Origin of the sequence: Achromobacter pestifer (assembly GCF_013267355.1) — a bacterium.
GTDB classification, from domain to species: Bacteria; Pseudomonadota; Gammaproteobacteria; order Burkholderiales; family Burkholderiaceae_B; genus Achromobacter; species Achromobacter pestifer_A.
Genome location: NZ_CP053985.1, coordinates 2,646,288 through 2,673,143 on the forward strand (window position 1 = coordinate 2,646,288; position 26,856 = coordinate 2,673,143).

Below are 26,856 nucleotides of genomic sequence, written 5' to 3' on the forward strand. Positions count from 1 at the left end.
ACCCGCAGTCCATGCCGCGCTCCACGCTTCCCCCGGAGGCGCGGCTGCATCGCCCCTCCGAGTTTGCCGCCGCCCTCAAAGGCCGGCGTCTTGCCCGAGGGGCGTTTTTCATTGTGAGCGCCGCTCCCAATGATCTGCCCCCTGGCCAGGATGCCTGTGCCCGCCTGGGTCTGGTGATCGCCAAGCGGTTCGCCGCCCACGCCAGTACGCGCAACGCCATCAAGCGGGTCATCCGCGAAGCGTTTCGCCATCGGCGCCTGGAGCTGCCGGCAAAAGATTACGTCGTGCGCCTGCATAGCAAGGTCGCGCCCACCACGCTCACCGCGCTTAAACGCATGGCCAGAGCTGAAGTGGACGCTCACTTTGAGCGGATCGCGCGATGATCAAGGCGCTACTCATTGCCCCGATCCGGTTCTACAGGTTTTTCCTGAGCCCCTGGATCGGCAGGCAATGCCGCTTTACCCCAACCTGCTCGGCGTACGCGATCGAAGCGATCGAGCGCCACGGCGCCTGGCGCGGCTTCTGGCTGGCGGTCCGGCGCATCGGCCGCTGCCACCCGTGGTCACCGGGTGGATTGGATCCGGTTCCGCCGGCCAAGGGAACCAATGGCACCCCGTGCTGCTCCCACAGCCACCGCACCGAGCACGATTGACGCTAAACTGGCGGGCTTTGCTGGCCCGTATTCACTTCAGTAGGCACCATGGATATCCGACGCACCGTCCTCTGGATGATTTTTTCCTTCTCGCTGTTGCTCCTATGGAACAACTGGCAGATCCATAACGGCAAGCCGTCGCTGTTCGGCCCCACGCCGGCGGCCACCACGAGCGAGCCGCAGGCTGCCGCGAACAACGCGACGCCTTCGGTGCCCAGCGCACCCGTCCCCGCGACCGCCGCTGCATCTGCCGTTCCCGGCGCCACGGCGCCCGTCGCCGCGCGCTCGGAAGAAGTCGTCATCACGACCGACGTGCTGCGCCTGACATTCGACACCATGGGCGCCCAGCTGGTGCGCGCCGAGCTGCTCAAGTACCCGGCGACCGGCCAGCCCGACAAGCCGACCGTGCTGCTGGACCGCGCCGCCGGCCTGAACTACGTAGTGCAGACCGGTGTGGTGGGCGCGCCCAACGGCCAAAGCTTTCCCACGCACCAGACGCCTTTCCGCATCGTGTCCTCGGAACGCCAGCTGACCGGCGACAACCTGGTGGTCGCCTTCGAAGGCGAATCCGGCGGGGTGAAGGTCACCAAGACGTTCACGCTGCACCGCGGCCGCTATGACGTCGACGTGCGCCACGACCTGGCCAACGTCGGCGCCGCCCCCGTGTCGCCCGCCCTGTACCTGCAGCTCGAGCGCGACGGCAACGACCCGGCCGACACGTCCAGCTTCTATCACACCTTCACCGGTTTCGCCGTCTACTCGGAACAGGACAAGTTCCAGAAGATCACCTTCGGCGACATCGAAAAGAAGAAGGCCAACTACATCAAGCAATCGGACAACGGCTGGATCGCCGTGGTCCAGCACTATTTCGCCACCGCCTGGGTGCCCCCGCAGGGCAAGCCGCGCACCAACGAACTGCTGGAAGTGCAGAAGAACCTGTACGCCGCCCGCAGCATCGAAGCCGTCGGCGAGATCGCCCCTGGCGCCGCCACGCGCGTCGATTCGCACCTGTGGGTCGGTCCGCAGGACCAGAAGGCCATGGCGGCCCTGGCCCCCGGCCTGGAACTGGTGGTCGACTACGGCTGGCTGACCATCATCGCCAAGCCCCTGTTCAAGCTGATGACCTGGCTGCATTCCATCCTGGGCAACTGGGGCTGGACGATCGTGGCGCTGACCGTGCTGATCAAGGCCGTGTTCTACCCCCTGGCCGCCGCCAGCTACCGCTCCATGGCCCGCATGAAGCAGGTGGCTCCGCGCCTGCAGGCCCTGAAGGAAAAGTACGGCGACGACAAGCAGAAGCTCAACGCGGCCATGATGGAGATGTACCGCACCGAGAAGATCAACCCGCTGGGCGGCTGCTTGCCGATGGTGGTGCAGATCCCGGTGTTCATCTCGCTGTACTGGGTACTGCTGGCCAGCGTGGAAATGCGCGGCGCGCCCTGGATCCTGTGGGTACACGACCTGTCGATCCGCGACCCGTTCTTCATTCTGCCCGCCATCATGATGGCCACCATGTTCCTGCAGATCAAACTGAACCCGACGCCTCCGGATCCCATCCAGGCCAAGGTCATGATGATCATGCCGCTGGTGTTCGGCGGGATGATGTTCTTCTTCCCGGCCGGCCTGGTGCTCTACTGGTGCGTCAACAACACCTTGTCGATCGCGCAGCAGTGGTCCATCACCCGCGCCATGCAGCGCAAGACGGAAGCCGCGGCCAACCGCTGATATCTGCTCCCGCACAGGAAACCGGCCCCACATGGGCCGGTTTTTTTTCGCCTGAACGGTACGCATCATGCCGATCTGCGTCTTTTTCGATAGTTATTATTTATCAAATTTGATAGCTCAATCAACTTCACACAGTAGGACAAGCCCCCTATGATGTGTCCGTGATAGCCCTCAGGCCGGCAATGCCGGGGGTTATCCCAGACACGGCGCGGGCCCGCAGCGGCTCCCGCATTCCAGGCATTTCATAAGGAGTGTGCTATGACCGACAAGAAGACGCATCTGACCACCGCCGCAGGCGCGCCCGTGGCCGACAACAACAACACGCTGACCGCAGGCCCCCGCGGCCCGGCGCTGTTGGAAGACTTCTGGCTGATTGAAAAGCTCGCCCATTTCGACCGCGAACGCATCCCCGAACGCGTGGTGCACGCCAAGGGTTCGGGCGCCTACGGCACCTTCACCGTCACGCACGATATCTCGCGCTACACCCGCGCCAATATCTTTTCCCAAGTTGGCAAGCAGACCCCGCTGTTCCTGCGTTTCTCCACCGTGGCCGGCGAGCGCGGCGCGGCGGACGCCGAACGCGACGTGCGCGGCTTCGCCATCAAGTTCTATACCGAAGAAGGCAACTGGGATCTGGTGGGCAACAACACGCCGGTCTTCTTCATCCGCGATCCGCTGAAATTCCCCGACTTCATCCATACCCAGAAGCGCGACCCCAAGACCAACCTGCGCAACGCCACCGCCGCCTGGGACTTCTGGTCGCTCAACCCCGAATCGCTGCACCAGGTCACGACCCTGATGAGCGACCGCGGCATTCCCGCCAACCTGCGCCAGCAGCACGGCTTCGGTTCGCACACGTTCAGCTTCATCAACAAGGACGGCGAACGCTTCTACGTGAAGTTCCACTTCAAGTCGCAGCAGGGCATCGCCTGTATGACCGACGAGCAAGCCGCCCAAGTGGTCGCCCATGACCGCGAAAGCTCGCAGCGCGACCTGTTCAACAACATCGAGCAGGGCAATTTCCCGAAGTGGACGCTGAAGGTGCAAATCATGCCCGAAGCCGAAGCCGCGACCTACCACATCAATCCCTTTGACCTCACCAAGGTCTGGCCGCACGGTGACTATCCGCTGATCGAAGTCGGCGTGCTGGAACTGAACAAGAACCCCGAGAATTACTTCGCCGAAGTGGAGCAAGCCGCCTTCACGCCCGCCAACGTGGTACCGGGCATCGGCTTTTCGGCGGACAAGATGCTGCAGGGCCGCCTGTTCTCCTATGGCGACACGCATCGCTACCGCCTGGGGATCAATCATCACCAGATCCCGGTGAACGCGCCGCGCTGCCCGTTCCATAGCTTCCACCGCGACGGCGCGGGCCGTGTCGACGGCAATGCCGGCGCCACGCTGAACTACGAGCCCAACAGCGCGGGCGAGTGGAAGGAAACCCCGTCGGCGGGCGAGCCGCCGCTGGCGCTGGACGGCCAGGCCGCGGCACGCTGGAATCATCGCGTGGACGATGACTATTACTCGCAGCCGGGCGCCTTGTTCCGCCTGATGACGCCCGCGCAGCAGGAGCAGCTGTTCGGCAACATCGGCCGCCACATGGCCGGCGTGCCGGAAGAGATCCAACGCCGCCAGCTGGAACACTTCCGCAAGGCGGATCCCGCCTACGCCGCCGGCGTGGCCAAGGCGCTGGGATTGAAGCTGTAAAGCGCGACGCGCCCATGCGCAAGGCGGCCCGTCGGGGCCGCCTTTTTTTGTGGTCGCAACGCCGCTCTACGCGGTGGGCCGTCAGCGCTGCATGCCCCAGCGCCTGACGGTGAATCGCTCCACGGTGTCGAACACCAGGTTTTCCACAAGCAGGCCGATGATCACCACTGCCGCCAACCCCGCGAACACGCGGTCTGTGTATAACTCGTTGCGGTTCTGGAAGATGTACCAGCCCAGGCCGCCCTTGCCGCTGGAAGCGCCGAACACCAGTTCCGCCGCGATCAGCGTACGCCAGGCAAACGCCCAGCCTATACGCAGCCCCGCCAAGATGGCCGGCAAGGCAGCGGGCACCAGAATCTGCAGCACGTAGCGCAGGCCCGTCAGGCCGTAATTTCGGCCCGCCATGCGCAACGTCTCCGATACCCCGAGAAAGCCCGCATACGTGTTCAGCGCCAGCGCCCACAGCACCGAATGGATCAGCACGAACACCAGGCTGCCTTCGCCCAGGCCGAACCACAGCAGCGCCAGCGGCAACAACGCGATCGCAGGCAGGGGATTGAACATGGCGGTCAAGGTGGAAAGCAGATCGCGCCCGAAGCGCGTCGACACCGCCAGCGTGGTCAGCACAAAGGCCAGCGCCACGCCGGCCGCATAACCCTGCGCCAGCACGCGCAACGACTGTCCGGCGCGCGCCAGCAACTCGCCCCCGGCCATGCCCTGCACGAAGGCCACCGCCGTCTGCGACGCGCTGGGCAGCAGCAAGTCGTTATCGGTATAGCGCGCCGCCAGCTCCCAGATCGCGGCCAGCAGCGCCAGGATCGCCAGCTTGCGCAGGCTGGCGTGCTGCCACAGGCGTTCATGCCAGGGCAGGGGAGCTTCGGCCGCCTGGGGCGGCAGGGGCGGCAGCTCGTACTCCACCTCGGGTCGGATGGGCACGAAGCCCGCATGGGCAGTCGTCATGCGTGTGTGTCCTTCAGGCCGCAGCGCGTTCTGCGGCAAGTTCAGCCGGCTGTTCCGCGGGCGCCACGTCGAACAGCAGGTCATGAACGCGCCTGGCGGCCGACTGGAACGCCGCCGAGCCCTGGCTGTGCAGCCCGAAGGCATGGGCGTTCAGCTCCGCGCGCACGCGCCCCGGATGCGGTGACAGCAGCAGCACGCGGCTGCCCAGCACCAATGCCTCTTCGATCGAATGCGTGACGAACAGCAGCGTGAAGCGCACCTCTTCCCATAACGCCAGCAGCTCTTCCTGCATGCGCCGCCGCGTCAACGCGTCCAGCGCTGCGAAGGGCTCGTCCATCAACAGCACGCGCGGCTGCATGGCCAAGGCGCGCGCGATGGCCACGCGCTGCTTCATGCCGCCAGACAGGGTGTGCGGATAGGCATCGGCAAACGCGGACAGCCCCACCTTGTCCAAATAGTGCATGGCGCGCTCATCGGCCTCGCGCCGGCTCAGCTTGCGCGAGGCCACCAGCGGAAACGCCACGTTCTGGCGCAGCGTTTTCCAAGGTGGCAACTGGTCGAATTCCTGGAACACCACGATGCGGTCAGGCCCGGGGCCGCGCACGGCTTTGCCATCGACGGCGATGCGGCCTTCGGTCGGTTCGATGAAACCCGCGATCGCCTTGAGCAGTGTGGACTTGCCGCAGCCCGATGCGCCCAGCAGGATGAAGCGCTCCGCGTCATGCACGTCAAAACTGACCTGATGCGTGGCGCGCACGCGCCGTTCGCGCGTCTTGTATTCGATAGACACCTTATCCACAGCCAGCAAAGGCGCGGCCTTTTCGGCGTTATCCACAGGGGTGGCGGCGCTCAATCCCATCTCAGCTGCCTTGCGCCGTGACGGGATCGTCGAAGAAGTAGTCGCGCCAGCTGGCCGGGGCATTCTTGATCGCGCCCACCTTGTGCATGAACTCGGCCAGCGCGTAGGTGTTCTGCGGTTCCAGCTTGAATTGCACGTCGGGGTTCTTGATCACCTTGATCAGGAAATCGCGGTCCAGCTTGGCGCCGGTCACGCGCAGATAGGTATCCGCGGCCTTTTCCGGATTGGCGGCGGCGAACTGCGCCGCTTCCTTCAGCGCCGCCTGGAACGCCTTGTAGGTCTTGGGATTTTCCTTGCGGAATTTCTCGGTGGCGAACAGCACCGTCGACGAACTGGGTCCGCCCAGCACGTCATAGGAATTGAGCACGATGCGCGCCTTGGGATTCTCGGCCAGTTCCTGCTCCTGGAAAGGCGGATTGCCGAAATGCCCCGTGATTTCCGTGCCGCCCGCGATGATGGCGGCGGCCGCGTCCGGATGCGGCAGGGCGACGGAAATCTTGTCCAGCTTGTTGAACTGCGCGTCGCCCCACAACTTGGCCGACGCCAGCTGCAACACGCGCGATTGCACCGACACGCCCACCGCCGGCACCGCGATGCGGTCCTTGTCGGTGAAATCGGCGATCGTCTTCACGTTGGGATTGTTGCTGACCAGGTAATAGGGAAAGTTGCCCAGCGAGGCCACGCCCTTCACGTTCTGCTTGCCGCGCGTGCGGTCCCAGATCGTCAGCAGCGGTCCCACGCCCGCCCCCGCGATATCCACAGCCCCGGACAGCAGCGCATCGTTCACGGCTGAGCCGCCCGACAGCTTGGCCCACTCGACCGAGATATCCACACCATCGGCCTTGCCGTGCTTTTCGATCAACTGCTGGTCACGCGCCACGTTCAGCAGCAGATAGACGATGCCGTATTGCTCGGCGATGCGGATGCGGCCCTCCGCCATGGCTGGCGTGGGCGCAGCCAGCGCCAGCACGGCAAGTATCAGCGCCAGGCCCGCGCCGGTGGCGGCCTGGACCAAGCGATCACGTAGAGCTGAAGAAAAACCCATGGCGTACCCTGTGGATAAATGGTTTGCGCAGCATTGCATCGGACTGAAGATCAGAACGGCACGTCGCCTTCGATCGTGGTGCGGTACAGCTTGCGGCGCAGATGGTCCGGCGTGCCGCCGGCCAGATGGATCAGGGAACGGTTGTCCCAGAACACCAGGTCATGCGGCTGCCATTGGTGGCGGTAAATGTGTTCGGGCCGGATGCTGTGGACAAACAGCTCGTCCAGGATCTGGCGGCTCTCGTCCTCGGGCAGGCCCTCGATGCGGGTAGTGAAGCCTTCGCTCACGAACAGCGCGCGGCGGCCCGTCTCCGGATGCGTGCGCACCACCGGGTGCACCACTTCCTGCACCTGGGCCACTTGTTGCGCGCTGAGATTGGGGCGCCATGCGCCTTCCTTCTGCAATTGGCCATACTTGGCCAGATAGGAATGCACGGCGCGCTTGCCTTCGATGGCGTCGCGCAAGGCGGCGGGCAGGGTGTCGTACGCCACATGCATGTCGGCGAACAGCGTGTCGCCCCCTTGCGCGGGCAGCTCCTGCGCGTGCAGCAGCGAACCCAGGCTGGGCAGTTCCTTGTACGAGATATCCGAATGCCAGTACTTGCCGGCGTCGCCCAGCCCTATCGGCTTGCCGTCTTCAACGATGTTGGAGACGATAAGGATCTCGGGATGCCCGGGCAGATGGAATTGATGCAGCACGTGGATCATCAGGCGGCCGAAGCGGCGGCTGAAATCGATGTGCTGCTGCGGCGTAATGCGCTGGTCGCGGAACACCAGCAGATGATGGTCCAGATGCGCGCGATGCACCTGGGTGAAATCGGCCGGAGCCAGCTCGCGCGACAGGTCGATGCCGACGATTTCGGCGCCGGTCACGGCCGCCAGCGGGCGGATCGTAAAGGCTTGCGCCGCGGGTTCGGCATACGCCTCGGACCGGCGCAGCGCGTTGCTCTGGGACATGGATCGCTCCTTGCGCGAATGCCGCCGGCCAAGCCGGCTCAGGAACGATCCATTATGAAAACGCGCAACCCCTACGCAAACGAATTATTCGGCCTTTGTTCAAGCCTGCGCGTCATATGGCGCGCCATCGCGTTGCGGCTATAAGCTTATTCGCGAGAGAGGAACTTGCCGCGCACGGAGCCGATGTGCTGCTCCATCTTGCGCACCGCGGCCCTTTTATCGCCGCGCTCGACCATGTTGTACAGGTCTTCCAGTTCGGCCACGTTGGGTTTTTCGGCCTTGCCCGCGGGCGGACGGAACCACAGGCGCATGGAACGGTCCAGCAGGCTGCCGGCGAATTCCGCCAGGATGTCATTGCGCGCGGCTTCGTACAACGTCTGGTGGAACCTGCGATCGATCTCCATGCTGCCCAGGCGGTCCTGGCGCTCATGGCATTCCCAACCTGCCGCCACCAGCGCTTGCAAGCGTTCCAGCAGCGCCGGCGTGGCATTGTCCACAGCCAGGCCGGTCAGGTGCGGTTCGACCAGCAGGCGCGCGGAGATCAGCTCCAGGAAGCTGTCTATGGTTTCGGCTTTGACCAGGATGCCCTTGCGCGGCAGGATGTCCACCAGGCCCTCGCGGTCCAGCCGGTGTATGGCCAGATGGATGGGGCTGCGGCCCAGCGACAGCTGTTCGCTCAGTTGCGCGACATTGATCTGGTCCCCGGCGCGCAGCTCCTGCGTGAGGATCATGCGCTTGATCGCGATATACGCCTGTTCGCCGAGCGAAGCCGCCGGCGCGCTGTCTTCCTGCAATCGCTTGGGAGTAGGGGTTTTGGGCATGCGGTGATGGTTGCTGACCACGCGCCGCAACCGGCGCATACCGCTGCGATTATAGCGACCGGTGCGGGCGGGCCAGCGTTTGCTCAGTCGAGTCGCACGTTGCCGTCCTTGATGGCCTGTCCGTATTTGGCGGACTCCGCCTTCATGAACGCCGTGAATGCGTCGGGCGTCGAGGCCGCCGCCACCATGCCCTGCTGCGCCAGGATCTGGCGCACATCGGCATCCTGCAGCGCTTCCGAATACATCTGGTTCAAGCGCTGCACGCGGTCCGCGGGCACGCCGGTACGCGTCAGCAATCCCATCCAGGTTTGCGATTCGAAGCCCGGCAGGCCCGCCTCGGCAAAGGTCGGTACATCAGGCAGCGCGGGCGTGCGCACCTTTCCTGCCACCGCCAATGCGCGCAGCTTGCCCGCCTGGACATGCGGCGCGACCACGCCCACATCGCCCAGGGTCGCATCCACTTCGCCGCTCAGCACGGCCATGGTGGCGGGCGCCGCGCCCTTGTACGGCACGTGCATCGTGCCCAGGCCTGCCTGCTTTTTCAGCATCTCGAAGCCCAAGTGGCCCGAAGAGCCGTTGCCGAACGACGAGAAGGTCGCCTTGTCTCCCTGACTCTTGGCCCAGGCCAGGAACGCATTGAGATCGCCAGCCGGCACCTTGGGTCCGACCACCAGCACATGCGGGTTGGACGCTAGCTGCGTGACGGGCTGGAAGTCCTTCACGCTGTCATAAGGCAGCTGGCTCAGCAGGTAAGGATTGATGACGAAGCTGGCCGCGATCAGCAGCACGGTGTTGCCGTCCGCCGGCTTGCCCAGCAAGGCTTGCGCGCCGATCACGGTACTGCCGCCCGGACGGTTCTCGACGATGATGTTGGCGCCCGAGTTCTTCGCAATGGCCTTGCCCAGCGCCCGCGCCAGCGCATCCGAGGACCCGCCCGCGGTGTACGGCACGATCAGCGTCATGGGCTGCGACGGAAACGTGTCAGCGGCGGCGTTCACGCTGGCCAGCGCCAGCGCGGCGGCCAATACGGTTTTCTTCATGATGTTTACCCCTTGATTTGTCATCGGTGCCGCACGCCAGGCGGCTTATTCCGCGTAGCACAGGCCTGCACGCACAACGTTGCGCAATGCGCCTATGCCGTCCACCCAACATTCCACGACATCGCCGTCGACCAGGAACACGGGGGGCTGGCGGGCCGCGCCTATGCCCTCCGGCGTGCCGGTCAGGATGACGTCGCCGGGTAGCAAGGTCAGTCCCTGCGACAGCTCCGCGATCACGCGCGCCACGCTGAAGATCTGGTTGCGGGTGTGGCCCACCTGCATGCGCGCGCCATTGACGTCGCAACCCAGGGCGAGATTCTGCGGATCGCCGATTTCGTCCGCGGTGACCAGCACCGGCCCCATCGGGCAGGTCGCATCCAGGCTCTTGCCCTTGAACCATTGCGCGCCATGCGCGCGTTGCAGATCGCGCGCGCTGAGGTCATTGGCGATCGTGTAGCCGAACACGTGGCCTAGGGCATCGGCTTCGGCGATATCGCGTCCCTCCGTGCCGATCACCACGGCCAGCTCGACCTCCCAGTCCAGCTTGGCCGTATAGGCTTCATGCAGGGGCACGCTGTCATGCGGACCCGCAACCGTGGTGGGCAGTTTGCTGAAGAAGGTGGGGCGATCCGGCAGCTCGACCTCCTGCCCTTCGCGCTTGCCTTTGCTTTCGTCGTAGTGCTTCAGGTAGTTCCAGCCCACGCAGAACACATTGCGCTGCGGCACGATGGGGGCGAGCAGGCGCACCGAATCCAGCGGCACGGCCGCGCCGCTGGCCTGCGCGACATTGCTCAGCAGCGCCTGTACGTCAGCCACGCCCTGAAAGGGCGTGATGGTCTGGCCGTCCAGCCGGCCCAATACCGGGCCGGATTCGCTGGCATAGCGAACGATTTTCATGGTGTCAGTCCGCAAGACGGGCCTGGCCCTGGATTTCCACCAGGATCTCGGGCTTGGCCAAGGCGGATACCTGCACCAGCGCGCAGGCGGGAAAATCGCCGCTGAAGAATTCGCGGCGCGCCTTCCACACCTGCTGGTTGTCCCCCATATTGGTCAGGAAGATCGTCATGGTGACCATGTCGTCGATCTGGCCGCCTGCGGCTTCCAGCAGATGCTTCATCTTCGCAAAAATGACCTGTGCCTGTTCATAGGCATTGGCGCCCTGGATGGTGCTGCCGTCGTTGGCGCGGGCGGTCAGCCCAGACAGATAAACCGAATCTTTCACGCGCAGGCAGTTGGACCACAGGCCGGGCTCGGCTTCGGCGACGTGGGGGCTGGTGATGCGAACTTTCTGGACCATGGGATTTCCTGTTGAGGTAAGGGCGGAACTGCCATTTAAAATAACAGTGATATTTCACAGTTATATCAATGCTAGGCCGATAGACCCGAACGCGTCAAGGCCGAGCCGGCCACGCAGGCATACGCATTTACCCTGGGAACGAGAGCGCTACGCCGGCAAATCGCCCCAGCCAAGCCTGTGGATAAGTCTTGGGATAAGCCTGGTGGCAAGCCAGGGAAAAGCGGTGGATTGTCGGGGGATATCCCGGTGGATAGACGGTGAATAGCAGGTGGATAGCCTGTGCACAACTAGATCCCGCAACGAAAAAAGGCGCGGGCCGTTGCGAGCCCGCGCCTTTTAAATCAATGACTTGCGTGACTCAAGACTACGACAAAAACGCCTGCACCAGTTTCACCCAATAAGTTGCGCCTACCGGCAATAGGGCGTCGTTGAAGTCGTAATTGGGGTTGTGCAGCTGGCACGGACCCATGCCGTGATAGGTTTCCATGCGATGGTCGCCGTCGCCATTGCCCAGGAACAGATAGGTTCCCGGAACCGCTTCCAGGAAGAACGAGAAGTCCTCCGCCCCCATGAAAGGCGGCATCTCGCGCTGCACATTTTCGGCGCCAAACGCGTCTTCGGCGACCTGCGCGGCGAAAGCGGTTTCCTTTTCCCAGTTCACCAGCGGGGGATACGCGCGCACGAAATCCAGTTCGCCCGTGCCGCCGTAGACCTGCGGCAGGGTGGTCGCGATGCGGCGCATGTCGGCCTCGATCTTGTCCAGGGTCTCCACCGAATAAGTGCGCACGGTGCCGCGCAGCACGGCTTCGCCAGGGATCACGTTGTAGGCGTCGCCCGCGTGAATCTGCGTGATCGACAGCACGGCCTGGTCCAGCGGATTCTTGCTGCGCGAGATCACCGTCTGCAGGGCATGCACCATGTCGGCCGCGACGATGATGGGGTCCACCGATGCATGCGGCTGCGCCGCATGGCCGCCCACGCCCTTGATGACGATGTCCCAGCGGTTGCTGGACGCCATGGTCGGTCCCGCACGGAAACCGAACTGGTTGACCGGCATGCCGGGCATGTTGTGGATGCCGAACACCGCGTCGCAGGGGAATTTCTCGAACAGGCCGTCCTGCATCATGGCGCGTGCGCCGGCGTTGCCGCCTTCCTCGGCCGGCTGGAAGATGAACACCACCGTGCCGTCGAAATCGCGATGTGTGGACAAGTACTGCGCCGCCCCCAGCAGCATCGTCGTGTGTCCGTCATGGCCACAGCCATGCATGCGTCCGCTGATGGTGGACTTGTGCGCAAAGCGATTGTGCTCGGGCATGGGCAGCGCGTCCATGTCAGCGCGCAGGCCGATGGTCTTCTTGCCGCTGCCACCGCGCAATATGCCCACCACACCGGTTTTCCCCAGCCCGGTGTGGACTTCCAGGCCCCAGCCGCGCAAGCGCTCCGCCACCAGCGCGGACGTGCGGGTTTCCTGGAAAGCGAGTTCCGGATGCGCGTGGATATCCCGTCGCAATGCGGTGAGGTCGCCGTGGGCGCGTTCGATTTCGTCTATGGTTTTCATGGCTGTGGATAAAGCGTAAGAGTTGAATTCACATATCGTTCAGATGGCAGGCGCTGAACTGGCCCGGGGCAACTTCGCGCAGCAGCGGCCGCTCCGCCTTGCAGCGCGGCATCGCGTGCGGGCAACGCGGGTGGAAGGCGCAGCCCGTCGGCGGGTCCAGCGGCGACGGCAGTTCGCCCTTGATGGGCTGGTAGGTGCGCCGCCCTGGCTGCAACGTCGGCAGTTCCTTCAGCAAGGCCTGCGTATACGGATGGTTGGCGCGCTGGAAAACCGTATCGGTGGGCGCCAGCTCCACCACGCGGCCCAGGTACATAATGGCCACGCGGTCCGATATGTGGCTCACCACGCTGAGGTTATGGCTGATGAAAAGATAGGTCAGGTCCAGGTCCGCGCGCAACCGTTCGAACAGATTAAGCACCTGGGCCTGGATCGACACGTCCAGCGCGGCGACCGCCTCGTCGCAAACGATGACAGAAGGCTTGAGCGCCAGGGCCCGCGCAATGCCTACGCGCTGCCTCTGGCCGCCAGAGAATTGGTGGGGATAACGCTGTGCAAAAGCCGGATCCAGCCCCACCTGGCGCATCAGCTCGGCTACGTAGTCCGCCTTGTCGCGCGCGCGGACCAGACCATGCGCCACGGGCGCCTCGCCGATGATTTCGCGCACGCGCATGCGCGGGTTCAGCGAGGCATAGGGATCCTGGAAGATCATCTGCACGCCCAGCTCATAGGCGCGCCGCTCGGGACCCGACATGGCCTTCACGGCGCGGCCCTTGTAGCCGACGTCGCCCGCCGTCGGCGGCAGGATGCCAGACACAATGCGGCCCAAGGTGGATTTTCCACAGCCCGATTCGCCCACGATGCCTATCACTTCGCCCGCCCGCACATCCAGGGAGACGCCCGCCACCGCATGCACGACCTGCGTCTTCAACCCCGCGCCCAGCAGGTTGGCGATACGGCCTGCCAGATCCACGGGCTGCACGAAGCGCAGTTCGACCTCGCGCAGCGACAGGATGGGGACGGCGGGATCACGTTCTGCGACGTTCATTTGGTGTCTGGTCCTCCAGCATGCCAGCAACGCACCCATTGCGCCGGGCGCACCTCCACGGGCTGCGGCTCGACCAGACAGGCGTCGGTGGCGCGCGGACAGCGCCCGCGGAACGCACAGCCTTGCGGCAGGTTGAGCAGCGACGGCGTCATGCCGGGAATCGGGACCAGCGGCCTGCCGCGGGATTCGGGCGTGGGAATGGACGCGATCAGGCCATGCGTGTAAGGATGCATGGGATGGCTGATGACGGCCTGCGTGGTGCCGGTTTCCACCACGCGCCCCGCATACATGACCGACACGCGATCCGCCAGACCCGCCACCACGGCAAGGTCGTGCGTGATCCAGATCAGCGCGGTGCCGGTCTCGCGGCACAGCTTCTGCACTTCGAACAGGATCTGCCCTTGTATGGTCACATCCAGCGCCGTGGTGGGCTCGTCCGCGATGATCAGGCGCGGCGAATTCAGCAGCGCGATCGCAATCGCCACGCGCTGCCGCATGCCGCCGGACAACTGGTGCGGATAGGTGCGCAGGCGCTCCTCGGGCGAGGGGATGCCCACCATGGCGAGCGTCTGCAAGGCGCGCTGGCGGGCCTGCTCGCGCGATACCTTGCTGTGCGCCTGCACCGCCTCGATCATTTGCGTATCGACGCGCAGCACCGGATTCAGGGTCATCATGGGATCCTGGAAGATCATCGCAATCTCCTGGCCCCTGAGCTCGCGCCAGCGCGCGGGCGTCGCGCCGCGCAGGTCCTCGCCGTTGAACCGCAAGGTGCCGTCGACGATGCGACCCGGCTCATCCAGCAAACCCATCAGCGAAAAGCCGGTGATGCTCTTGCCAGATCCCGATTCGCCCACCAGCCCCAGGATCTCGCCTTCGGCCAGCATCAGGTCCACGCCGTCCACCGCCTTCACCACGCCGTTGCGCGTGTGGAAGTGCGTCTTCAGGCCGTGCACCTCAAGGATGGGCGTGGGCGCCGCCAAGGACTTTTCCACAGGTGTCTGCATTGCGCCCGCCCTCAATTCGCGTGGCGCGGGTTGAGTACATCGCGCAGATGGTCGCCCACCAGGTTGATGGCGATGATGGCCAGCGCCAGCGCAATGCCGGGAAAGAAGGAAATCCAGTACTGGCCGGACAGCAGGTACTCGAAGCCGTTGTAGATCAGCATGCCCAGCGATGGCTCGGTGACCGGCACGCCCACGCCCAGAAACGACAAGGTGGCCTCCAGCGCGATGGCGTGCGCCAGGTCAATGGTGGCGATCACGATCAGCGGCGGCATACAGTTGGGCAGCACATGGCGAAACAGCACGCGCCCCCAGGACAGCGACATGCAACGCGCCGCTTCCACGTATTCCTTGCCACGCTCGACCAGCGCCGCACCGCGCGCGGCACGCGCGAAATACGCCCACTGCACCACGATCAGCGCGATGATCACCTTATCCACACCCTTGCCCAGAATCGCCAGCAACATCAGCGCAACCAGGATGGCCGGGAACGACAACTGGATATCCACAACCCGCATCAGCAAGGCGTCGATGCGGCCGCCGAAATAGGCCGCCACCAGGCCCACCGTGGCGCCGATGCCGAAGGCCGCCAGCACCGACACGCTGGCCACCAGCAGGCTGGTGCGCATGCCGTACAGAATGGCCGAAAACAGGTCGCGCGCCAGGCCATCGGTGCCCAGCCAATAGCGCATGCTGCCGTCGCCGCTTTCGCTGCCCGGCTTGAGCTTGGAATCCATGATGTCCAGCGTCGCCAGGTCATAGGGATTCTGCGGCGCGATCCATGGCGCAAGCAGCGCGGCGCCCACGATCAGGACCAGCATGATCAGGCCCAGCGTGGCCAGCTTGCTGGCAAAAAAATCCGACAGGAAGCGGCGCCAGGGCGTTTGCTCCTTGGCCTGAACCGGCGGCGCGGCGGCGGTGGAGGGTGTGTTCATCGGCGGCTATCCAAGCGTACGCGGGGGTCCAGCACCGTGTAGATGATGTCCACCACCAGATTCAACATGACCAGGAAGAACACAATCAACAGCAGATACGCCACCACCACCGGACGATCCAGATTGATGATGGAATCGATCAGCAGCTTGCCCATGCCCGGCCAGGAAAACACAGTTTCCGTCACGACCGCGAAGGCCATCACCTGGCCGAATTCCAGGCCCGCCACCGTCACCACGGGAATCAGGATGTTCTTGAGCAGATGCACGCCCAACACACGCTTTTCAGACAGGCCCTTGGCGCGCGCGAACTTGATGTAGTCCATGGGCAGGGCTTCGCGCGTGGCGGCGCGCGTCACGCGGATGATCATCGCGCACTTGGCGAGGGCGATCGTGGCCGCGGGCAAAGCCAGGCTCAGCCAGCCGTCGAAGGTCAGTACGCTCAACTGCAGCGAGCCGATGCTGACGGTCTGGCCGCGCCCGCCCGCCGGCACCCAACCCAGTATCACGGCGAACACCATGATGAGCATCAGGCCGACCCAGAAGTTGGGCAGAGAGAAGCCCAGCACCGAGCCCGTCATGATGGCGCGCGAACCCACCGCCTTGGGCTTGAGTCCCGCCAGGATGCCCAGCGGCACGCCGATAAGCACCGACAGCAGCATGGCCACACAGGCCAGCTCCACCGTGGCCGGCATGCGCTCCAGGATCAGCTTCATGGCAGGTTCGCCCGTCAGGAAGCTGTTGCCGAAATCGCCACGCACCGCCTGACCCATGAATATCAGGTACTGCCGCCATAGCGGCAGATCCAGGCCCAGCGATGCGCGTACCGCGGCGCGCTGCGCCTCGGTGGCTTCGGGGCTGGCCAGCATCGACACCGGGTCGCCTACCATGTAGATGCCGGCAAAGACCAACGCCGACATGACGAGCATGACGACGATGGTCTGCAGCAGCCTTCTTACGATCGTTGCAAGCACTAGCGCCTTACTTCTTCAGCGTTGCAAACTGTGCGAGCGTGACCTGGTCTGGCCGGCCCTGATAGCGGATGTCGTTCTTCATTGCCCATACCGACAGCTCGAAGTGCACAGGCAGCATGGCGTAGTCATCCATGGCGATGTTGCTGGCCTTGGACAACAGGTCCGCACGCTTGGCGTCGTCCATGGTCGACGAGGCTTCCTTCACCAGCGCATCCATCTTGGGGTTGGAGTAACGGCTGCGGTTGGTGGTGCCCAATCCCGCTTCGGGATTGCGCGTCACCAGCAGCGAGGTCAACGCGTTGGACATCTCGCCGCTGGTCACGGACCAGCCCGCCAGATAGGCCGAGAACGCATAGCTGTCGCGGTTCTTGAAGAACACCGGGGGCGCCATCGCATCCACGCTGGTCTTCACGCCGATGCGGGTCCACATCGACGCGATCGCCTGCGCCACCTTCGAATCGTTCACATAGCGTCCCGACGGCGAACCCAGCGTGATGGAGAATCCGTTGGGATAGCCCGCTTCCTTCAGCAGGGCCTTGGCCTTTTCCACATTGGCCTTGGGGGCCTTGGAATGCTCCTTGCTGGAACCGAACATGGGGTAGGGCAGCAGATTGCCCGCGGGCAGCGCCACGCCGCCCATCACGCGCTCGACCAGCGCATCGCGGTTGATGGCCAGCGACAGCGCCTCGCGCACGCGCTTGTCCTTCATGGGGTTCTTCTCGGTGCCCTGCACGCCAGGCGAGGGCTCGGCGAACTGGTCCAGCGCCAAGTACACGACGCGTACCGACGGCGTTTCCTCCACATACAGCTTCTTGTCGCCCTTCAGCTTGGGCAGGTCGTCGGTCGGGGGATCCTCGATCATGTCGACGTCGCCGGCAAGCAGCGCGGCCACGCGCGCGGCTGCATTGCTGATGGGACGGTAGACCACGCGATCCCATTCGGGCTTCTTGCCCCAATAGTTGTCGTTGCGTGCCAGCACGAATTCGGCGCCGCGCTTCCATGACACGAACTTGTAGGGACCGGTGCCGATCAGGCCGTCGCCGCTATTGAGTTCGGTAGTGGTCTTGCCCTCAGCCGCAGGGCCGGAGGCCGCCTTCTTGGACATGATGGGCAGTTGCGCTAGATTGACCAGCAGGTTCGGCGCCACGTCCTTGGTGGTGATGCGCACGGTGCTGGGATCGATCGCCTCGGTCTTCTCGACCGAACCCAGATACAGCGTGAACGGCGAAGGACTGTTGGGCACCTTGGGCACGCGCGCATAAGTGAAGACCACGTCTTCCGCGGTGAACGGCGTGCCATCGGAGAACTTCACATTGGGGCGCAGCTTGAAGGTCCACACCTTGCCGTCCACGGTCCAGGACTCGGCCAGCGCGGGCTGCGGCTTGAGCTGCGCGTCGGTGGCAACCAGCGTATCGAATATGGTCTGGGAGATCTGCGTATTGGGCGTGAGTGCGTGATACTGCGGATCCATCGAGGAGGGTTCGGTCTTCAAGGCGATCACCAGATCGCGGGCCATGGCCGAACTGAAGGTGCCAAAGGCCAATATCACCGCGGCTGAGCCGCAGGCCAAGACACGCGAAAACCGAGATGCCATTGTGATCTCCCTGGATTGTTTCGGGTTTTGAACCTCCGGGCCACATTAACCAGCAAACAAGGGACGGCGCAACAGTTATATTCCCTTATTGTTCTCGCCTTGCCTTGCCCGAAATATGTCCGCCTACGCCCCCATCGCCGCCATTGCAACCGCCCCCGGAAGAGGCGGTATCGGCGTCGTCCGCATCTCCGGCACGAACCTGTCCGAACTCGTGCGCCGCCTGTTCCAACGCGAACTCACGCCGCGTCATGCGCACTACCTGCCGTTCAAGTCCGGTACGGGCGAATTGCTGGACGAAGGCATCGCCATCTATTTCCGCGCGCCGCATTCCTATACCGGCGAAGACGTGCTCGAACTGCAAGGGCATGGCGGCCCCGCAGTGCTGCGCCGCGTGCTGGAAAGCTGTCTGGCCGCCGGCCGCGACCTGGGCATCCGGTTGGCCGAACCGGGCGAATTCACGCGCCGCGCCTTCCTCAACGACCGCATGGACCTGGCTCAGGCCGAAGCCGTAGCCGATTTGATCGAGGCCTCGTCGGTAGCCGCCGCGCGCGGCGCCATGGCGTCGCTGTCGGGCGACTTTTCCGCACGCGTGAATGACCTGTCGGACCGCATCATCCATTTGCGTATGCTGGTCGAGGCGACCCTGGATTTCCCCGAGGAAGAAATCGACTTCCTCGAAAAGTATCAAGCCCGCCCGACCCTGGCCGCGCTGACCGCGGACCTCGCCAAGCTGATCGCGCAGGCGCGGCAGGGCGTGATCCTGCGCGAAGGCCTGCACGTGGTACTGGCCGGGCAACCCAACGTGGGCAAGTCCAGCTTGCTCAACGCGCTGGCCGGCGACGACATCGCCATCGTCACTCCGATCGCGGGCACCACCCGCGACAAGGTGGTGCAGGAAATCCACATCGACGGCGTGCCGCTGCACATCGTCGACACGGCCGGCCTCCGGGAAACCGAGGACACGGTGGAGAGCATAGGCATTGCGCGCACCTGGCAGGAAATCGAACGCGCCGACGTGATCCTGCATCTGCAGGACGCCACCCAGCCCGGCGACGAACTGGATGCCCAGATCACCGCGCGCCTGCCGCCGCGCACGCCGGTGCTCAAGGTTTTCAACAAGGTGGACTTGTTATCCACACCCTTTTCGCCCGGCCCTCAGGAACTCGGCATCTCGGCCAAGCGCGGCGCGGGCCTGGACGAACTGCGCGCTGAATTGCTGCGCATCGCGGGCTGGAATCCCGGAGGCGAATCTCCGTGGCTGGCGCGCGAACGGCATCTGCACGCCCTGCAAGATGCGGCGGAGCACCTGGAGCTAGCCGGCGCGCATGCTGAACAGGACGACCGGGTGCTGGATCTGTTTGCGGAAGAACTGCGGCTGGCTCACGACAGCCTGTCCAGCATCACGGGCAAGTTCACCAGCGACGATCTGCTGGGCGAGATTTTCTCTAGCTTCTGTATCGGGAAATAACCCGAACTCCCGCGTGTTTCGGCGCCGCGGCCCTGCTACTCAGTGCTTGCGCGCCGCTTCCACCAGGCATTCGGACAGCCGGTCGAAATGCGACAGCGCGGCCTGGCTGAGTTCGACCTGCTTGCGCCGCGCATCCTCGGTATCGACCAGCAATACCCAGCCTTTCTCCCGCATGGATTTCAAGCGGGCGTGCAGGGTGGCCGGCGAACCGATGCTATCGACCGCCATCACGTCGCGCACGGACAAGCGGCGCTGTTCCTGCGATGCGCGCGCGATCAGCGTAAGGATGCGTTCTTCCATGGGATCGAGCGACGGCAGCGCAGGCAGGCCGCGCAGCGCGTCGGCCAGGCGCAAAAAACGCAGGTAGATGTCGGCAGGTCTCTTTTTTTCTTTCATGGATAATGGACGCGGCGACCGATAAGCGGCGGAATTCGAGGTATGGAAAACATTCTAGATCAGGGTAAATGGGCCCTGGTGACGATGGTGCTGTTCCTGGGCAGTCTGGCGGTCAATGAATGGGTGTTTACCAACCTTGAGTTTGTGCGCGGCATCAACTGGATCTATCTGCCAGCGGGCGTGCGCCTGATATGCACGCTGCTGTTTGGCCTGCCGGCGGCGCTGGGGCTGTTGGCTGGATCGTGGATCGCCTGCTTCTGCTACTACTTTCCCGACGACATGCTTCGCTCGGTGGCCGGCGGCCTCATGGCCGCCGCCGCTCCCTATCTGGCCTACCGCTGGGCCAGGTCGGCACTGCGGCTGCAGCCGGACCTGAGCAACCTTACCGCCTGGCGCCTGCTGGTCTGCGCCGTGGTCTATGCGCTGATGAACACGACGATTCACCATCTCTGGTTCTTTCTCCAAGGAGAAAGAGCCGCGCTCGCGGATGGCTACATTGCAATGCTGACCGGCGACATTATGGGATCCTTGTTCGTGTTGTACACGCTCAAGATGGTCGGTGCGATGGGGCGCTTGATCCTGCGCCGGCGGCACGCATGACCACGCAAGGTTCTGCACGCCGGCTCAGCCCGTCACTGCGGCAGAGTTATCTTGGGACTCGCTCTCTTCCTTGATCCGCGCAGCAGCAGCCGATCCAGCCTCGCCCAATGCCCGTTCGGCCCGCTCGGCCAACTGACGCATTTCCCGCGCTCTTTTGCCATGCAGCACCCGGCCGAATGCATTGAGGTTGAGCACCATGGTTCTCAACTCCGACAACTCGTTCTCCGACAAGGCAATACCGCTATCCCTGTGCTGCTCGATCCGGTCCAACACGCCTGAACAAGCTTCGTGGAACCTTGAATACTCGTTCCACAGGTTGTCGGGCGCGCCGTTCGCCGGGAAAGACGTATTTGGTGCCATTGACACTCCTTTGCGGGATCACTCGACTACTTTCTTCGGTGATCGCACATCATCTTCTGGGTATGTACGCGAACTATTAGTTATAAATTTTATAACTAATTAGCCAAATATTCCTACGACGGCTCGAACGTCCTATATTCCTGGGCAATCCGCCCAGGCCGGGCGGCACGCTATCCGGAACATGCATGCCCCTCGACATACGCCTAGCCACCCTCGACGAGCTGCCCGACATTGAGCAGATCGTCGCGCAAGCCTACGGCCACTATGTCGCGCGCATCGGCGCGACGCCCGGGCCGATGCTCGATGATTACGCTGCCCGCATCGCACAAGGCGTGGTCCATGTGCTGCGGGTGCGCGATACCGTGCAAGGTGTGCTGGTCCTGATTCGGGAGGCCGATTGCCTGTTGCTGGACAATATTGCGGTGGCTCCGCAAGCGCAGGGCAAAGGCTATGGCCGCGACCTGATGCAATTCGCGGAAAACGCGGCGCGCCAGGCCGGTTATGCCAGCATCCGTCTCTACACGCAGGAGAAAATGACCGAGAACATCGCTATCTACAAGCGATACGGTTATGTGGAAACCCATCGCGCCGAAGAGATCGGCTTGAAGCGCGTCTTCATGAAAAAAGCCCTTTTTTAAGGACTATTCCCCCTCCTCATTAATACGAGCATTTATTCGTATTAATGAAATCCTGTCATTCGTCACGATCCTTGGCGACGACGCGCTGCGCGCGCCGGTTGCTGGCCAGCGATTTCGCGTACACCGAGTCCGGCCGTATGCGATGCGCAATCACGTAGCCCGTGATGCAGGCCAGCATCAGCGGCAGCATGACTTCATAGCTGAGCGTCATCTCGAAAATCATCAGGATGGACATCAATGGCGCATAGGTGGTGGCAGCCAGCAGGGCCCCCATGCCCACCACCGCATAACTGGATACCGCCGACAGATCCCCAGCCGGAAACAAGGCCTGCAGGCCGGTTCCGTACAGGGCGCCCAGCGCCGCCCCCACGAACAGCGTGGGCGTGAACACGCCGCCCACCGCGCCCGAGCCGACGCTGGCCGCGGTGGCCAGCGTCTTCAAAAGCAGGATGGCGGCCACCGCCTGCCAGGCCCATTGCGTATGCAGCATGCTATTGACCACGCTGTAGCCATTGCCCCAGACCTGGGGATTCACCACCGACAAGGCGCCGACGACCAGGCCGCCCAATGCCATGCGCACCCATAGCGGCGCGGGCACGCGGCCGAACGCGGCGCGCGCCGTGTCGAGAAAGCGCAGGAATTGCGGCGCCGCCAGGCCCGCGATCACCCCCAGTCCCAGGTAGTTGATGACCTCCCAGCCGGACACGAAAGTGAAGGGCGGCATATGAAAAACCGCGTCGTAATGCAGTATCTGGCGCGTCACAATGTTCGCCACGACCGACGATACGACCAACGGCACCAGCGTGGCTGAAGCGATCGCGCCAAAAACAATCTCGGAAATGAACAAGGCGCCAGCAATGGGCGCGTTGTAGGCGGCAGTAATCCCCGCCGTGGCGCCGCAGGCGACCAACAAGCGCAGATGCCGGGGCGGCAGCACCAGATAACGTCCGGTCAGGGATGACAACATCGCCGCCAACTGCACCATGGGACCCTCACGGCCGATGGAGGCGCCGGAGCCGATGGAAAAAATCGACGACAGGCTGCGCGCGACCGTCTGGCGAAAGCCGATGACTCCGCGGCCGATGGAAATCGCCTCCATGTAGTCCGCCGCGCCGCGCTTGGGCAGCCATCGGGTCGCCATTTGTAGGATGGCCCCGGCAATGGCGCCGCCTATGGCCGGCATCAGGAAGCGTTGCCAGGGACTCAGCCCCCGCGCCAAGGACACCATGCCGTGGGGCGTGTCCTCGCCCCCCAGCAACATCTGCGTCCAGGCCAGCATTTCCCGGAACACCACGGTGGCCAGCGCGCCCAAAAGGCCCATCAGCGCTGCCGCACAGAGCGTGGCCGGCAAGTTGTCCGCCAACAAACGGCTTCTCAGCCAGATTGCCCAACCTGATTTCTTGATTCTGATTTCTGTCGCCATGGCCGGATTCTACGGCGGAACCTGCTCACTTTTTGTTCAGTTCCCAGTCAAGAACGGCTGGGCGTCTCCCCTCGAAGCCCCCGTTTCGTGAGCGCCTTGTGGGGCCTCTGAAGGCCTCCTGGAGGGCAAGAACGCAGGTAGGCAGCGAGGCGTTTTTCAGGGTAAAAGTGCCGTTTTTGAGACCGGTTCGGCAGAAAGGGGCTGTGGATAACTCCTAAGTGGACGCCTTGTGCACATTTTGTGGAGGCAAGTTGAACAAGCAGGGTTTTCGGACAGGGTCCAAAATCTTGTCCAACTTCAACTTTTTTCCCACACAGAGTTCTTGCACAGGCAAAAACGGCCGCAAGCTGATGAAAAAAAAGAGGTTTTCAAGGTTAAGGTAGTTATCCACAGGCCTTATTAATCATTAGTCTTTATATAAAGAGAAAAAAAGGAAAAGCCAAACATGCTCTCCCATTCCGCCCAGCCATCCCCCCCCGGACTCCGTCCATGCGCATCCTCCTGATAGAAGACGAAGCCGAACTTGCCCGCTGGCTTTCAAGAAGCCTGGCCAGGCACGCGGGTTTCGTCGTTGAATGGGCTGATGACGGGCTGGTCGCCGAAAGAAGGCTGGCGATGGAAGAATTCGATGCGGTCATCCTCGATCTGGGACTACCGGGCATGGATGGCCATGCTTTGCTCGCGAAGATTCGCGCGCGGGACGACCGTACGCCGGTCCTGGTCTTGACCGCGCGCGATTCGCTGGCCGAAAAAATCGGGACGCTCCACCAGGGAGCGGACGATTTCCTGCCAAAACCGTTTGTTGTGGAAGAGTTGGAAGCGCGATTGATCGCACTCATCCGGCGCAGCCGCGGGCGTGAACACCCCCGGCTCACTCTGGGAAACCTGGTTTTCGAGACTTCCGCTCAAAAATTCACGGTCGACGGACAGCCCTTGCAGTTATCCCCACGTGAACACTCGGTTCTGCGAGTGCTGATCCAGAAAAGCGGCGAACCCATCAACAAGCAGCAGATCCTGGACCGCATCCTGACGGACGATGCGGACATCAATCTGGAAGCGATCGAGGTCGTGGTGCACCGCTTGCGCAAGAAATTGGCGGATACCGGTGTGCAGATCGTGACCATGCGGGGCATGGGCTACTGCCTGGAGAACCTTGTTGACAACTAGAAGTGCGGAAAAAAAGGGTTTTTTCGCGACGAAAAAGCGCAATCGCACCCTGAAAACTCAGTTGCTCTGGTGGCTGATCCCCACGCTGGTGTTCGTGATGATGGGCGCCCTGTGGCTGTCAAACCACCAGTTGCGCAACCAGGTCGACATTGCCTACGACCGTTCGCTTTCCGGAGCGCTGCGCGCCATCGACCACAACATATCCACAGCCAGCGGTGGATTAGCCATGGAGCAGCCATACCTGATGCTGGAATTTTTCGAGCTGACGGCCAATGGCAGCGTTTTCTACCGGGTCGCCACCGAGGATGGGCTGGCCGAAATCGGCAATCCTGGCCTGCCCATGCCTGCCGAACCCCTGGTTTCCGGCGAACCGCGCTTTTTCTATGCCAACTACCAGGGCACGCCCGTACGGGTTGCGGCACTGGCCCGGCCGATGGATCCCCCGCTGTACGCGAACAAAGGGGGACGGGTTATCGTGCAGGTAGCCGAAGGCCTGGATACCCGCCAGGCCTTCCTGCACCAGGTGCTGGTGCGTTCGGTAGAACGGGACTTGGCCGTGATCCTGATCAGCGTCCTGGTGATCATCCTGGGGGTTTTCATGGCCCTGCGCCCCCTTGCCAGGCTGCGTCAGGAAGTTGAAGGGCGTTCTGCGGACGATTTAAGCCCCGTGAGCGCTTCGGAGATGCCAGGTGAGGTCCTACCCCTAGTCGCGGCCGTAAACCTCCACATGGCCCGTTTTGCGGCCCAGGCGAGGGTCCAAAGCCAGTTCCTGGACGACGCATCGCATCAGTTGCGCACGCCTTTGTCGGTTTTGCGGACCCAGACGGCCTATGCCCTGCGCGAAACAGACCCCCAGGAGGTCCGTACAGCCCTTCTGGCGATGCAGGAAGGGTTGGACAGGGCTGTACGCACCACCAACCAAATGCTCGCTCTGGCGCGCGCTAAGGACGCCTCGCTGGCCGAAGGCGGTTTCAGCCCCGAACCGGTGGACCTGGTCGAACTGGCCGACGCGGTCATCCGCAGCTTGCTTCCCACCGCCCGCGCGCGCCAGCTCGACATCGGTCTGGAGGCGGAAATCCGGCCGGTCGTGGTCCAGGGGGCGGATTGGCTGCTGAGGGAGGCGGTCAGCAACCTGGTCGACAACGCCATCCGCTACACCTCGCCGGCGGGGGAGGTCACCGTGAAGGTCCAGGCGGAGGCGGGGCAGGCCAGGCTGATGGTCGAAGACAGCGGTCCGGGCATGTCCGCCGAAGACATCGCCCGGGCCGGCGTCCGCTTTCGCCGAGGAGCGGCGGGCAAGAACAAGCCCGGCGCCGGCCTGGGGTTGGCGATAGTGGGCACCATCGCCGAGATCCTGGGCGCGCGCCTGGTGCTGGAAAATCGGGTGCCATTGCCGGGCCTGAGAGTGGCGCTGGTGTTTACCCTTGAAAACCGCCAGGATGTTGCGGCGCACCAGGAAAACAGCGGGATTTGAAAGCTTTTGGAAAGCTTCGTTTTTGTACGGTTGCGTCCACTGGTGGGGCCGTTATTGCGGAAAAACCGTCTGAGCAGAGCTTCCAGCCATACCTAGACCTATAAATCTCGGAGACGCAAAAAATGCAGACTAGTCTGAAACTTCGCCTGGCCGCCGTCGTGGCGCTGGGCGCGATTACCCTGTCCCTGGGCGCCGCCCACGCAGCCGATGAGCCGCGCCGCCCGGAATGCATCGCGCCTGCCCAGCCCGGCGGCGGTTTCGACTTGACCTGCCGCCTGGCCACCGAAGGCCTGAAGCAAAGCGGCGCGCTCAAGACTGCCATGCGTATCGTCTACATGCCTGGCGGCATCGGCGCCGTGGCCTACAACAACATCGTGGCCCAGCATCCGAACGAACCGGGCACCATCGTGGCGTTCTCGGGCGGCTCGCTCTTGAACCTGGCCCAGGGAAAATTCGGCAAATACAACGTCAACGACGTGCGCTGGCTGGCCGCCATCGGCACCGACTACGGCGTGGCCGTGGTCCGCAACGATTCCCCGTACACCGACCTGAAGAGCCTGATGGAAGCCTTCAAGCAGGATCCGACCAAGATCGTGCTGGGCGCGGGCGGCACGGTGGGCAGCCAGGACTGGATGAAGGCCGCGCTGACCGCAAAGGCCGCGGGCGTGGATTTCAAGAAGATGCGCTTCGTGGCGTTTGAAGGCGGCGGCGAAGCCGTCACGGCCTTGCGCGGTGGCCACATCCAGGCCTACATGGGCGACGCGGCGGAAGCCTTCACCATGCTCGAAGGCGGCGCCCCCATCCGCGTGCTGGCCGTGTTCAACGACCAGCGCCTGCCGGGCAAGTTGAACACCGTGCCGACCGCCAAGGAACAGGGTTACGACATCGTCTGGCCGATCATCCGTGGCTTCTATGTCGGTCCGAAGGTGTCGGACAGCGATTACCAGTTCTGGGTCGACGCCTTCAACAAGGCCACGGCCTCGCCTGAGTTCGACAAGCTGCGCCAGCAGCAGGGCCTGTTCCCGTTCAACAAGACGGGTCCCGAGCTGGACGCCTACGTGAAGAACCAGGTCAAGGCCTACGGCGAACTGGCCGACTCTTTCGGCCTGGTCAAGAAGTAAGCCGCAAGGCTCTCCTCCCTATCGCGTTTTTCAGGGTTCCCCG

The 26,856-nt window shown here is 63.5% G+C and carries 27 protein-coding genes; 10 read left to right on the forward strand and 17 right to left on the reverse strand.

Annotated features, from left to right (window positions below; genetic code table 11):
* The first annotated feature begins 11 nt into the window (after window positions 1-11).
* The 4 genes from FOC84_RS12820 to FOC84_RS12835 all read left to right on the forward strand — a co-directional run bounded on the left by FOC84_RS12820 (window position 12) and on the right by FOC84_RS12835 (window position 4,084).
* Entirely contained in the window at window positions 12-383 is a 372-nt protein-coding gene (locus FOC84_RS12820; RefSeq protein WP_173144750.1) for a ribonuclease P protein component, read from the forward strand.
* Complete coding sequence (gene yidD / locus FOC84_RS12825) at window positions 380-652, forward strand: membrane protein insertion efficiency factor YidD (RefSeq protein ID WP_173144751.1); 273 nt, start codon at window positions 380-382, stop codon at window positions 650-652. The genes FOC84_RS12820 and yidD overlap by 4 nt, the downstream gene beginning before the upstream one ends.
* A gap of 48 nt (window positions 653-700) precedes the next feature.
* Window positions 701-2,377 carry a membrane protein insertase YidC gene (gene yidC, locus FOC84_RS12830; RefSeq protein ID WP_173144752.1) on the forward strand — a complete coding sequence of 559 codons (1,677 nt, stop codon included), beginning with the start codon at window positions 701-703 and terminating at the stop codon, window positions 2,375-2,377.
* Window positions 2,378-2,635: 258 nt separating this feature from the next.
* Entirely contained in the window at window positions 2,636-4,084 is a 1,449-nt protein-coding gene (locus tag FOC84_RS12835) for a catalase (RefSeq protein ID WP_173144753.1), read from the forward strand.
* 81 nt (window positions 4,085-4,165) lie between these two features.
* Here FOC84_RS12835 and FOC84_RS12840 read toward each other — a convergent pair whose 3' ends face one another.
* The 14 genes from FOC84_RS12840 to FOC84_RS12905 form a co-directional block, all read right to left on the reverse strand.
* Entirely contained in the window at window positions 4,166-5,044 is an 879-nt protein-coding gene (locus tag FOC84_RS12840) for an ABC transporter permease (protein WP_173144754.1), read from the reverse strand.
* A 13-nt stretch (window positions 5,045-5,057) separates the two neighbouring features.
* Window positions 5,058-5,903 (reverse strand): ABC transporter ATP-binding protein, encoded by an 846-nt coding sequence (locus tag FOC84_RS12845; protein WP_173144755.1) that lies wholly within the window; start codon window positions 5,901-5,903, stop codon window positions 5,058-5,060.
* A gap of 1 nt (window position 5,904) precedes the next feature.
* The gene (locus FOC84_RS12850; RefSeq protein ID WP_173144756.1) at window positions 5,905-6,948 is read right to left on the reverse strand and encodes an ABC transporter substrate-binding protein; all 1,044 of its coding nucleotides are present in this window, start codon (window positions 6,946-6,948) and stop codon (window positions 5,905-5,907) included.
* Between the two features lie 50 nt (window positions 6,949-6,998).
* Window positions 6,999-7,904, reverse strand: a complete 906-nt coding sequence (locus FOC84_RS12855) for a TauD/TfdA dioxygenase family protein (protein ID WP_173144757.1) — start codon at window positions 7,902-7,904, stop codon at window positions 6,999-7,001.
* 146 nt (window positions 7,905-8,050) lie between these two features.
* On the reverse strand, window positions 8,051-8,725 hold the full coding sequence (locus FOC84_RS12860) for a GntR family transcriptional regulator (RefSeq protein ID WP_173144758.1): 675 nt from the start codon (window positions 8,723-8,725) through the stop codon (window positions 8,051-8,053).
* Window positions 8,726-8,808: 83 nt separating this feature from the next.
* Window positions 8,809-9,765 carry a Bug family tripartite tricarboxylate transporter substrate binding protein gene (locus FOC84_RS12865; protein ID WP_173144759.1) on the reverse strand — a complete coding sequence of 319 codons (957 nt, stop codon included), beginning with the start codon at window positions 9,763-9,765 and terminating at the stop codon, window positions 8,809-8,811.
* Between the two features lie 45 nt (window positions 9,766-9,810).
* Window positions 9,811-10,662, reverse strand: coding sequence for a fumarylacetoacetate hydrolase family protein (locus tag FOC84_RS12870; RefSeq protein WP_173144760.1), 852 nt, complete (start codon window positions 10,660-10,662; stop codon window positions 9,811-9,813).
* A 4-nt stretch (window positions 10,663-10,666) separates the two neighbouring features.
* Entirely contained in the window at window positions 10,667-11,062 is a 396-nt protein-coding gene (locus tag FOC84_RS12875; protein WP_173144761.1) for a RidA family protein, read from the reverse strand.
* A 364-nt stretch (window positions 11,063-11,426) separates the two neighbouring features.
* The gene (locus tag FOC84_RS12880; RefSeq protein WP_173144762.1) at window positions 11,427-12,620 is read right to left on the reverse strand and encodes a M20 aminoacylase family protein; all 1,194 of its coding nucleotides are present in this window, start codon (window positions 12,618-12,620) and stop codon (window positions 11,427-11,429) included.
* 28 nt (window positions 12,621-12,648) lie between these two features.
* Window positions 12,649-13,665 (reverse strand): ABC transporter ATP-binding protein, encoded by a 1,017-nt coding sequence (locus FOC84_RS12885; protein WP_173144763.1) that lies wholly within the window; start codon window positions 13,663-13,665, stop codon window positions 12,649-12,651.
* The gene (locus FOC84_RS12890) at window positions 13,662-14,669 is read right to left on the reverse strand and encodes an ABC transporter ATP-binding protein (protein ID WP_173144764.1); all 1,008 of its coding nucleotides are present in this window, start codon (window positions 14,667-14,669) and stop codon (window positions 13,662-13,664) included. The genes FOC84_RS12885 and FOC84_RS12890 overlap by 4 nt, the downstream gene beginning before the upstream one ends.
* An 11-nt stretch (window positions 14,670-14,680) precedes the next feature.
* Window positions 14,681-15,601, reverse strand: coding sequence for an ABC transporter permease (locus FOC84_RS12895; RefSeq protein ID WP_173144765.1), 921 nt, complete (start codon window positions 15,599-15,601; stop codon window positions 14,681-14,683).
* Complete coding sequence (locus tag FOC84_RS12900; protein WP_173144766.1) at window positions 15,598-16,572, reverse strand: ABC transporter permease; 975 nt, start codon at window positions 16,570-16,572, stop codon at window positions 15,598-15,600. The genes FOC84_RS12895 and FOC84_RS12900 overlap by 4 nt, the downstream gene beginning before the upstream one ends.
* Before the next feature lie 7 nt (window positions 16,573-16,579).
* Window positions 16,580-18,166, reverse strand: a complete 1,587-nt coding sequence (locus FOC84_RS12905) for an ABC transporter substrate-binding protein (RefSeq protein ID WP_173144767.1) — start codon at window positions 18,164-18,166, stop codon at window positions 16,580-16,582.
* 115 nt (window positions 18,167-18,281) lie between these two features.
* Here FOC84_RS12905 and mnmE point away from each other — a divergent pair, with 115 nt between their 5' ends.
* A complete protein-coding gene (gene mnmE / locus FOC84_RS12910; protein WP_173144768.1) occupies window positions 18,282-19,634 on the forward strand; it encodes a tRNA uridine-5-carboxymethylaminomethyl(34) synthesis GTPase MnmE in 1,353 nt (450 codons plus the stop codon).
* A gap of 39 nt (window positions 19,635-19,673) precedes the next feature.
* Here the strand turns inward: mnmE and FOC84_RS12915 are convergent, their stop codons facing one another.
* Window positions 19,674-20,030: a MarR family transcriptional regulator gene (locus FOC84_RS12915; protein ID WP_088157094.1), complete on the reverse strand. Its 357-nt coding sequence runs from the start codon at window positions 20,028-20,030 to the stop codon at window positions 19,674-19,676.
* Between the two features lie 42 nt (window positions 20,031-20,072).
* Here FOC84_RS12915 and FOC84_RS12920 point away from each other — a divergent pair, with 42 nt between their 5' ends.
* Window positions 20,073-20,630 carry a hypothetical protein gene (locus FOC84_RS12920; protein ID WP_173144769.1) on the forward strand — a complete coding sequence of 186 codons (558 nt, stop codon included), beginning with the start codon at window positions 20,073-20,075 and terminating at the stop codon, window positions 20,628-20,630.
* A 24-nt stretch (window positions 20,631-20,654) separates the two neighbouring features.
* Here FOC84_RS12920 and FOC84_RS12925 read toward each other — a convergent pair whose 3' ends face one another.
* Complete coding sequence (locus FOC84_RS12925) at window positions 20,655-20,990, reverse strand: hypothetical protein (RefSeq protein ID WP_173144770.1); 336 nt, start codon at window positions 20,988-20,990, stop codon at window positions 20,655-20,657.
* Window positions 20,991-21,175: 185 nt separating this feature from the next.
* Here FOC84_RS12925 and FOC84_RS12930 point away from each other — a divergent pair, with 185 nt between their 5' ends.
* Complete coding sequence (locus tag FOC84_RS12930; RefSeq protein WP_173144771.1) at window positions 21,176-21,628, forward strand: GNAT family N-acetyltransferase; 453 nt, start codon at window positions 21,176-21,178, stop codon at window positions 21,626-21,628.
* 55 nt (window positions 21,629-21,683) lie between these two features.
* On the opposite strand, the gene FOC84_RS12935 is transcribed toward FOC84_RS12930, so the two are convergent.
* On the reverse strand, window positions 21,684-23,051 hold the full coding sequence (locus FOC84_RS12935) for a ClcB-like voltage-gated chloride channel protein (RefSeq protein WP_173144772.1): 1,368 nt from the start codon (window positions 23,049-23,051) through the stop codon (window positions 21,684-21,686).
* Between the two features lie 489 nt (window positions 23,052-23,540).
* On the opposite strand from FOC84_RS12935, the gene FOC84_RS12940 reads away from it, so the two are divergent.
* The 3 genes from FOC84_RS12940 (at window position 23,541) to FOC84_RS12950 (ending at window position 26,813) form a co-directional block, all read left to right on the forward strand.
* Window positions 23,541-24,218 carry a response regulator gene (locus FOC84_RS12940; RefSeq protein WP_042795869.1) on the forward strand — a complete coding sequence of 226 codons (678 nt, stop codon included), beginning with the start codon at window positions 23,541-23,543 and terminating at the stop codon, window positions 24,216-24,218.
* Between the two features lie 97 nt (window positions 24,219-24,315).
* Window positions 24,316-25,692, forward strand: a complete 1,377-nt coding sequence (locus FOC84_RS12945; protein ID WP_254242011.1) for a sensor histidine kinase — start codon at window positions 24,316-24,318, stop codon at window positions 25,690-25,692.
* 122 nt (window positions 25,693-25,814) lie between these two features.
* Window positions 25,815-26,813, forward strand: a complete 999-nt coding sequence (locus FOC84_RS12950) for a Bug family tripartite tricarboxylate transporter substrate binding protein (protein WP_173144773.1) — start codon at window positions 25,815-25,817, stop codon at window positions 26,811-26,813.
* Window positions 26,814-26,856 lie beyond the last annotated feature (43 nt).

Coding starts and splice junctions, on each gene's coding strand:
- FOC84_RS12840 (WP_173144754.1), bottom strand. CDS start 5,044: ATGACGACTGCCCATGCGGGCTTCGTGCCCATCCGACCCGAGGTGGAG.
- FOC84_RS12855 (WP_173144757.1), bottom strand. CDS start 7,904: ATGTCCCAGAGCAACGCGCTGCGCCGGTCCGAGGCGTATGCCGAACCC.
- FOC84_RS12915 (WP_088157094.1), bottom strand. CDS start 20,030: ATGAAAGAAAAAAAGAGACCTGCCGACATCTACCTGCGTTTTTTGCGC.
- FOC84_RS12905 (WP_173144767.1), bottom strand. CDS start 18,166: ATGGCATCTCGGTTTTCGCGTGTCTTGGCCTGCGGCTCAGCCGCGGTG.
- FOC84_RS12870 (WP_173144760.1), bottom strand. CDS start 10,662: ATGAAAATCGTTCGCTATGCCAGCGAATCCGGCCCGGTATTGGGCCGG.
- FOC84_RS12935 (WP_173144772.1), bottom strand. CDS start 23,051: ATGGCGACAGAAATCAGAATCAAGAAATCAGGTTGGGCAATCTGGCTG.
- FOC84_RS12835 (WP_173144753.1), top strand. CDS start 2,636: ATGACCGACAAGAAGACGCATCTGACCACCGCCGCAGGCGCGCCCGTG.
- yidD (WP_173144751.1), top strand. CDS start 380: ATGATCAAGGCGCTACTCATTGCCCCGATCCGGTTCTACAGGTTTTTC.
- FOC84_RS12885 (WP_173144763.1), bottom strand. CDS start 13,665: ATGAACGTCGCAGAACGTGATCCCGCCGTCCCCATCCTGTCGCTGCGC.
- FOC84_RS12865 (WP_173144759.1), bottom strand. CDS start 9,765: ATGAAGAAAACCGTATTGGCCGCCGCGCTGGCGCTGGCCAGCGTGAAC.
- FOC84_RS12845 (WP_173144755.1), bottom strand. CDS start 5,903: ATGGGATTGAGCGCCGCCACCCCTGTGGATAACGCCGAAAAGGCCGCG.
- FOC84_RS12895 (WP_173144765.1), bottom strand. CDS start 15,601: ATGAACACACCCTCCACCGCCGCCGCGCCGCCGGTTCAGGCCAAGGAG.
- FOC84_RS12880 (WP_173144762.1), bottom strand. CDS start 12,620: ATGAAAACCATAGACGAAATCGAACGCGCCCACGGCGACCTCACCGCA.
- FOC84_RS12925 (WP_173144770.1), bottom strand. CDS start 20,990: ATGGCACCAAATACGTCTTTCCCGGCGAACGGCGCGCCCGACAACCTG.
- yidC (WP_173144752.1), top strand. CDS start 701: ATGGATATCCGACGCACCGTCCTCTGGATGATTTTTTCCTTCTCGCTG.
- FOC84_RS12920 (WP_173144769.1), top strand. CDS start 20,073: ATGGAAAACATTCTAGATCAGGGTAAATGGGCCCTGGTGACGATGGTG.
- FOC84_RS12950 (WP_173144773.1), top strand. CDS start 25,815: ATGCAGACTAGTCTGAAACTTCGCCTGGCCGCCGTCGTGGCGCTGGGC.
- mnmE (WP_173144768.1), top strand. CDS start 18,282: ATGTCCGCCTACGCCCCCATCGCCGCCATTGCAACCGCCCCCGGAAGA.
- FOC84_RS12945 (WP_254242011.1), top strand. CDS start 24,316: ATGATGGGCGCCCTGTGGCTGTCAAACCACCAGTTGCGCAACCAGGTC.
- FOC84_RS12875 (WP_173144761.1), bottom strand. CDS start 11,062: ATGGTCCAGAAAGTTCGCATCACCAGCCCCCACGTCGCCGAAGCCGAG.
- FOC84_RS12930 (WP_173144771.1), top strand. CDS start 21,176: ATGCCCCTCGACATACGCCTAGCCACCCTCGACGAGCTGCCCGACATT.
- FOC84_RS12890 (WP_173144764.1), bottom strand. CDS start 14,669: ATGCAGACACCTGTGGAAAAGTCCTTGGCGGCGCCCACGCCCATCCTT.
- FOC84_RS12820 (WP_173144750.1), top strand. CDS start 12: ATGCCGCGCTCCACGCTTCCCCCGGAGGCGCGGCTGCATCGCCCCTCC.
- FOC84_RS12940 (WP_042795869.1), top strand. CDS start 23,541: ATGCGCATCCTCCTGATAGAAGACGAAGCCGAACTTGCCCGCTGGCTT.
- FOC84_RS12860 (WP_173144758.1), bottom strand. CDS start 8,725: ATGCCCAAAACCCCTACTCCCAAGCGATTGCAGGAAGACAGCGCGCCG.
- FOC84_RS12850 (WP_173144756.1), bottom strand. CDS start 6,948: ATGGGTTTTTCTTCAGCTCTACGTGATCGCTTGGTCCAGGCCGCCACC.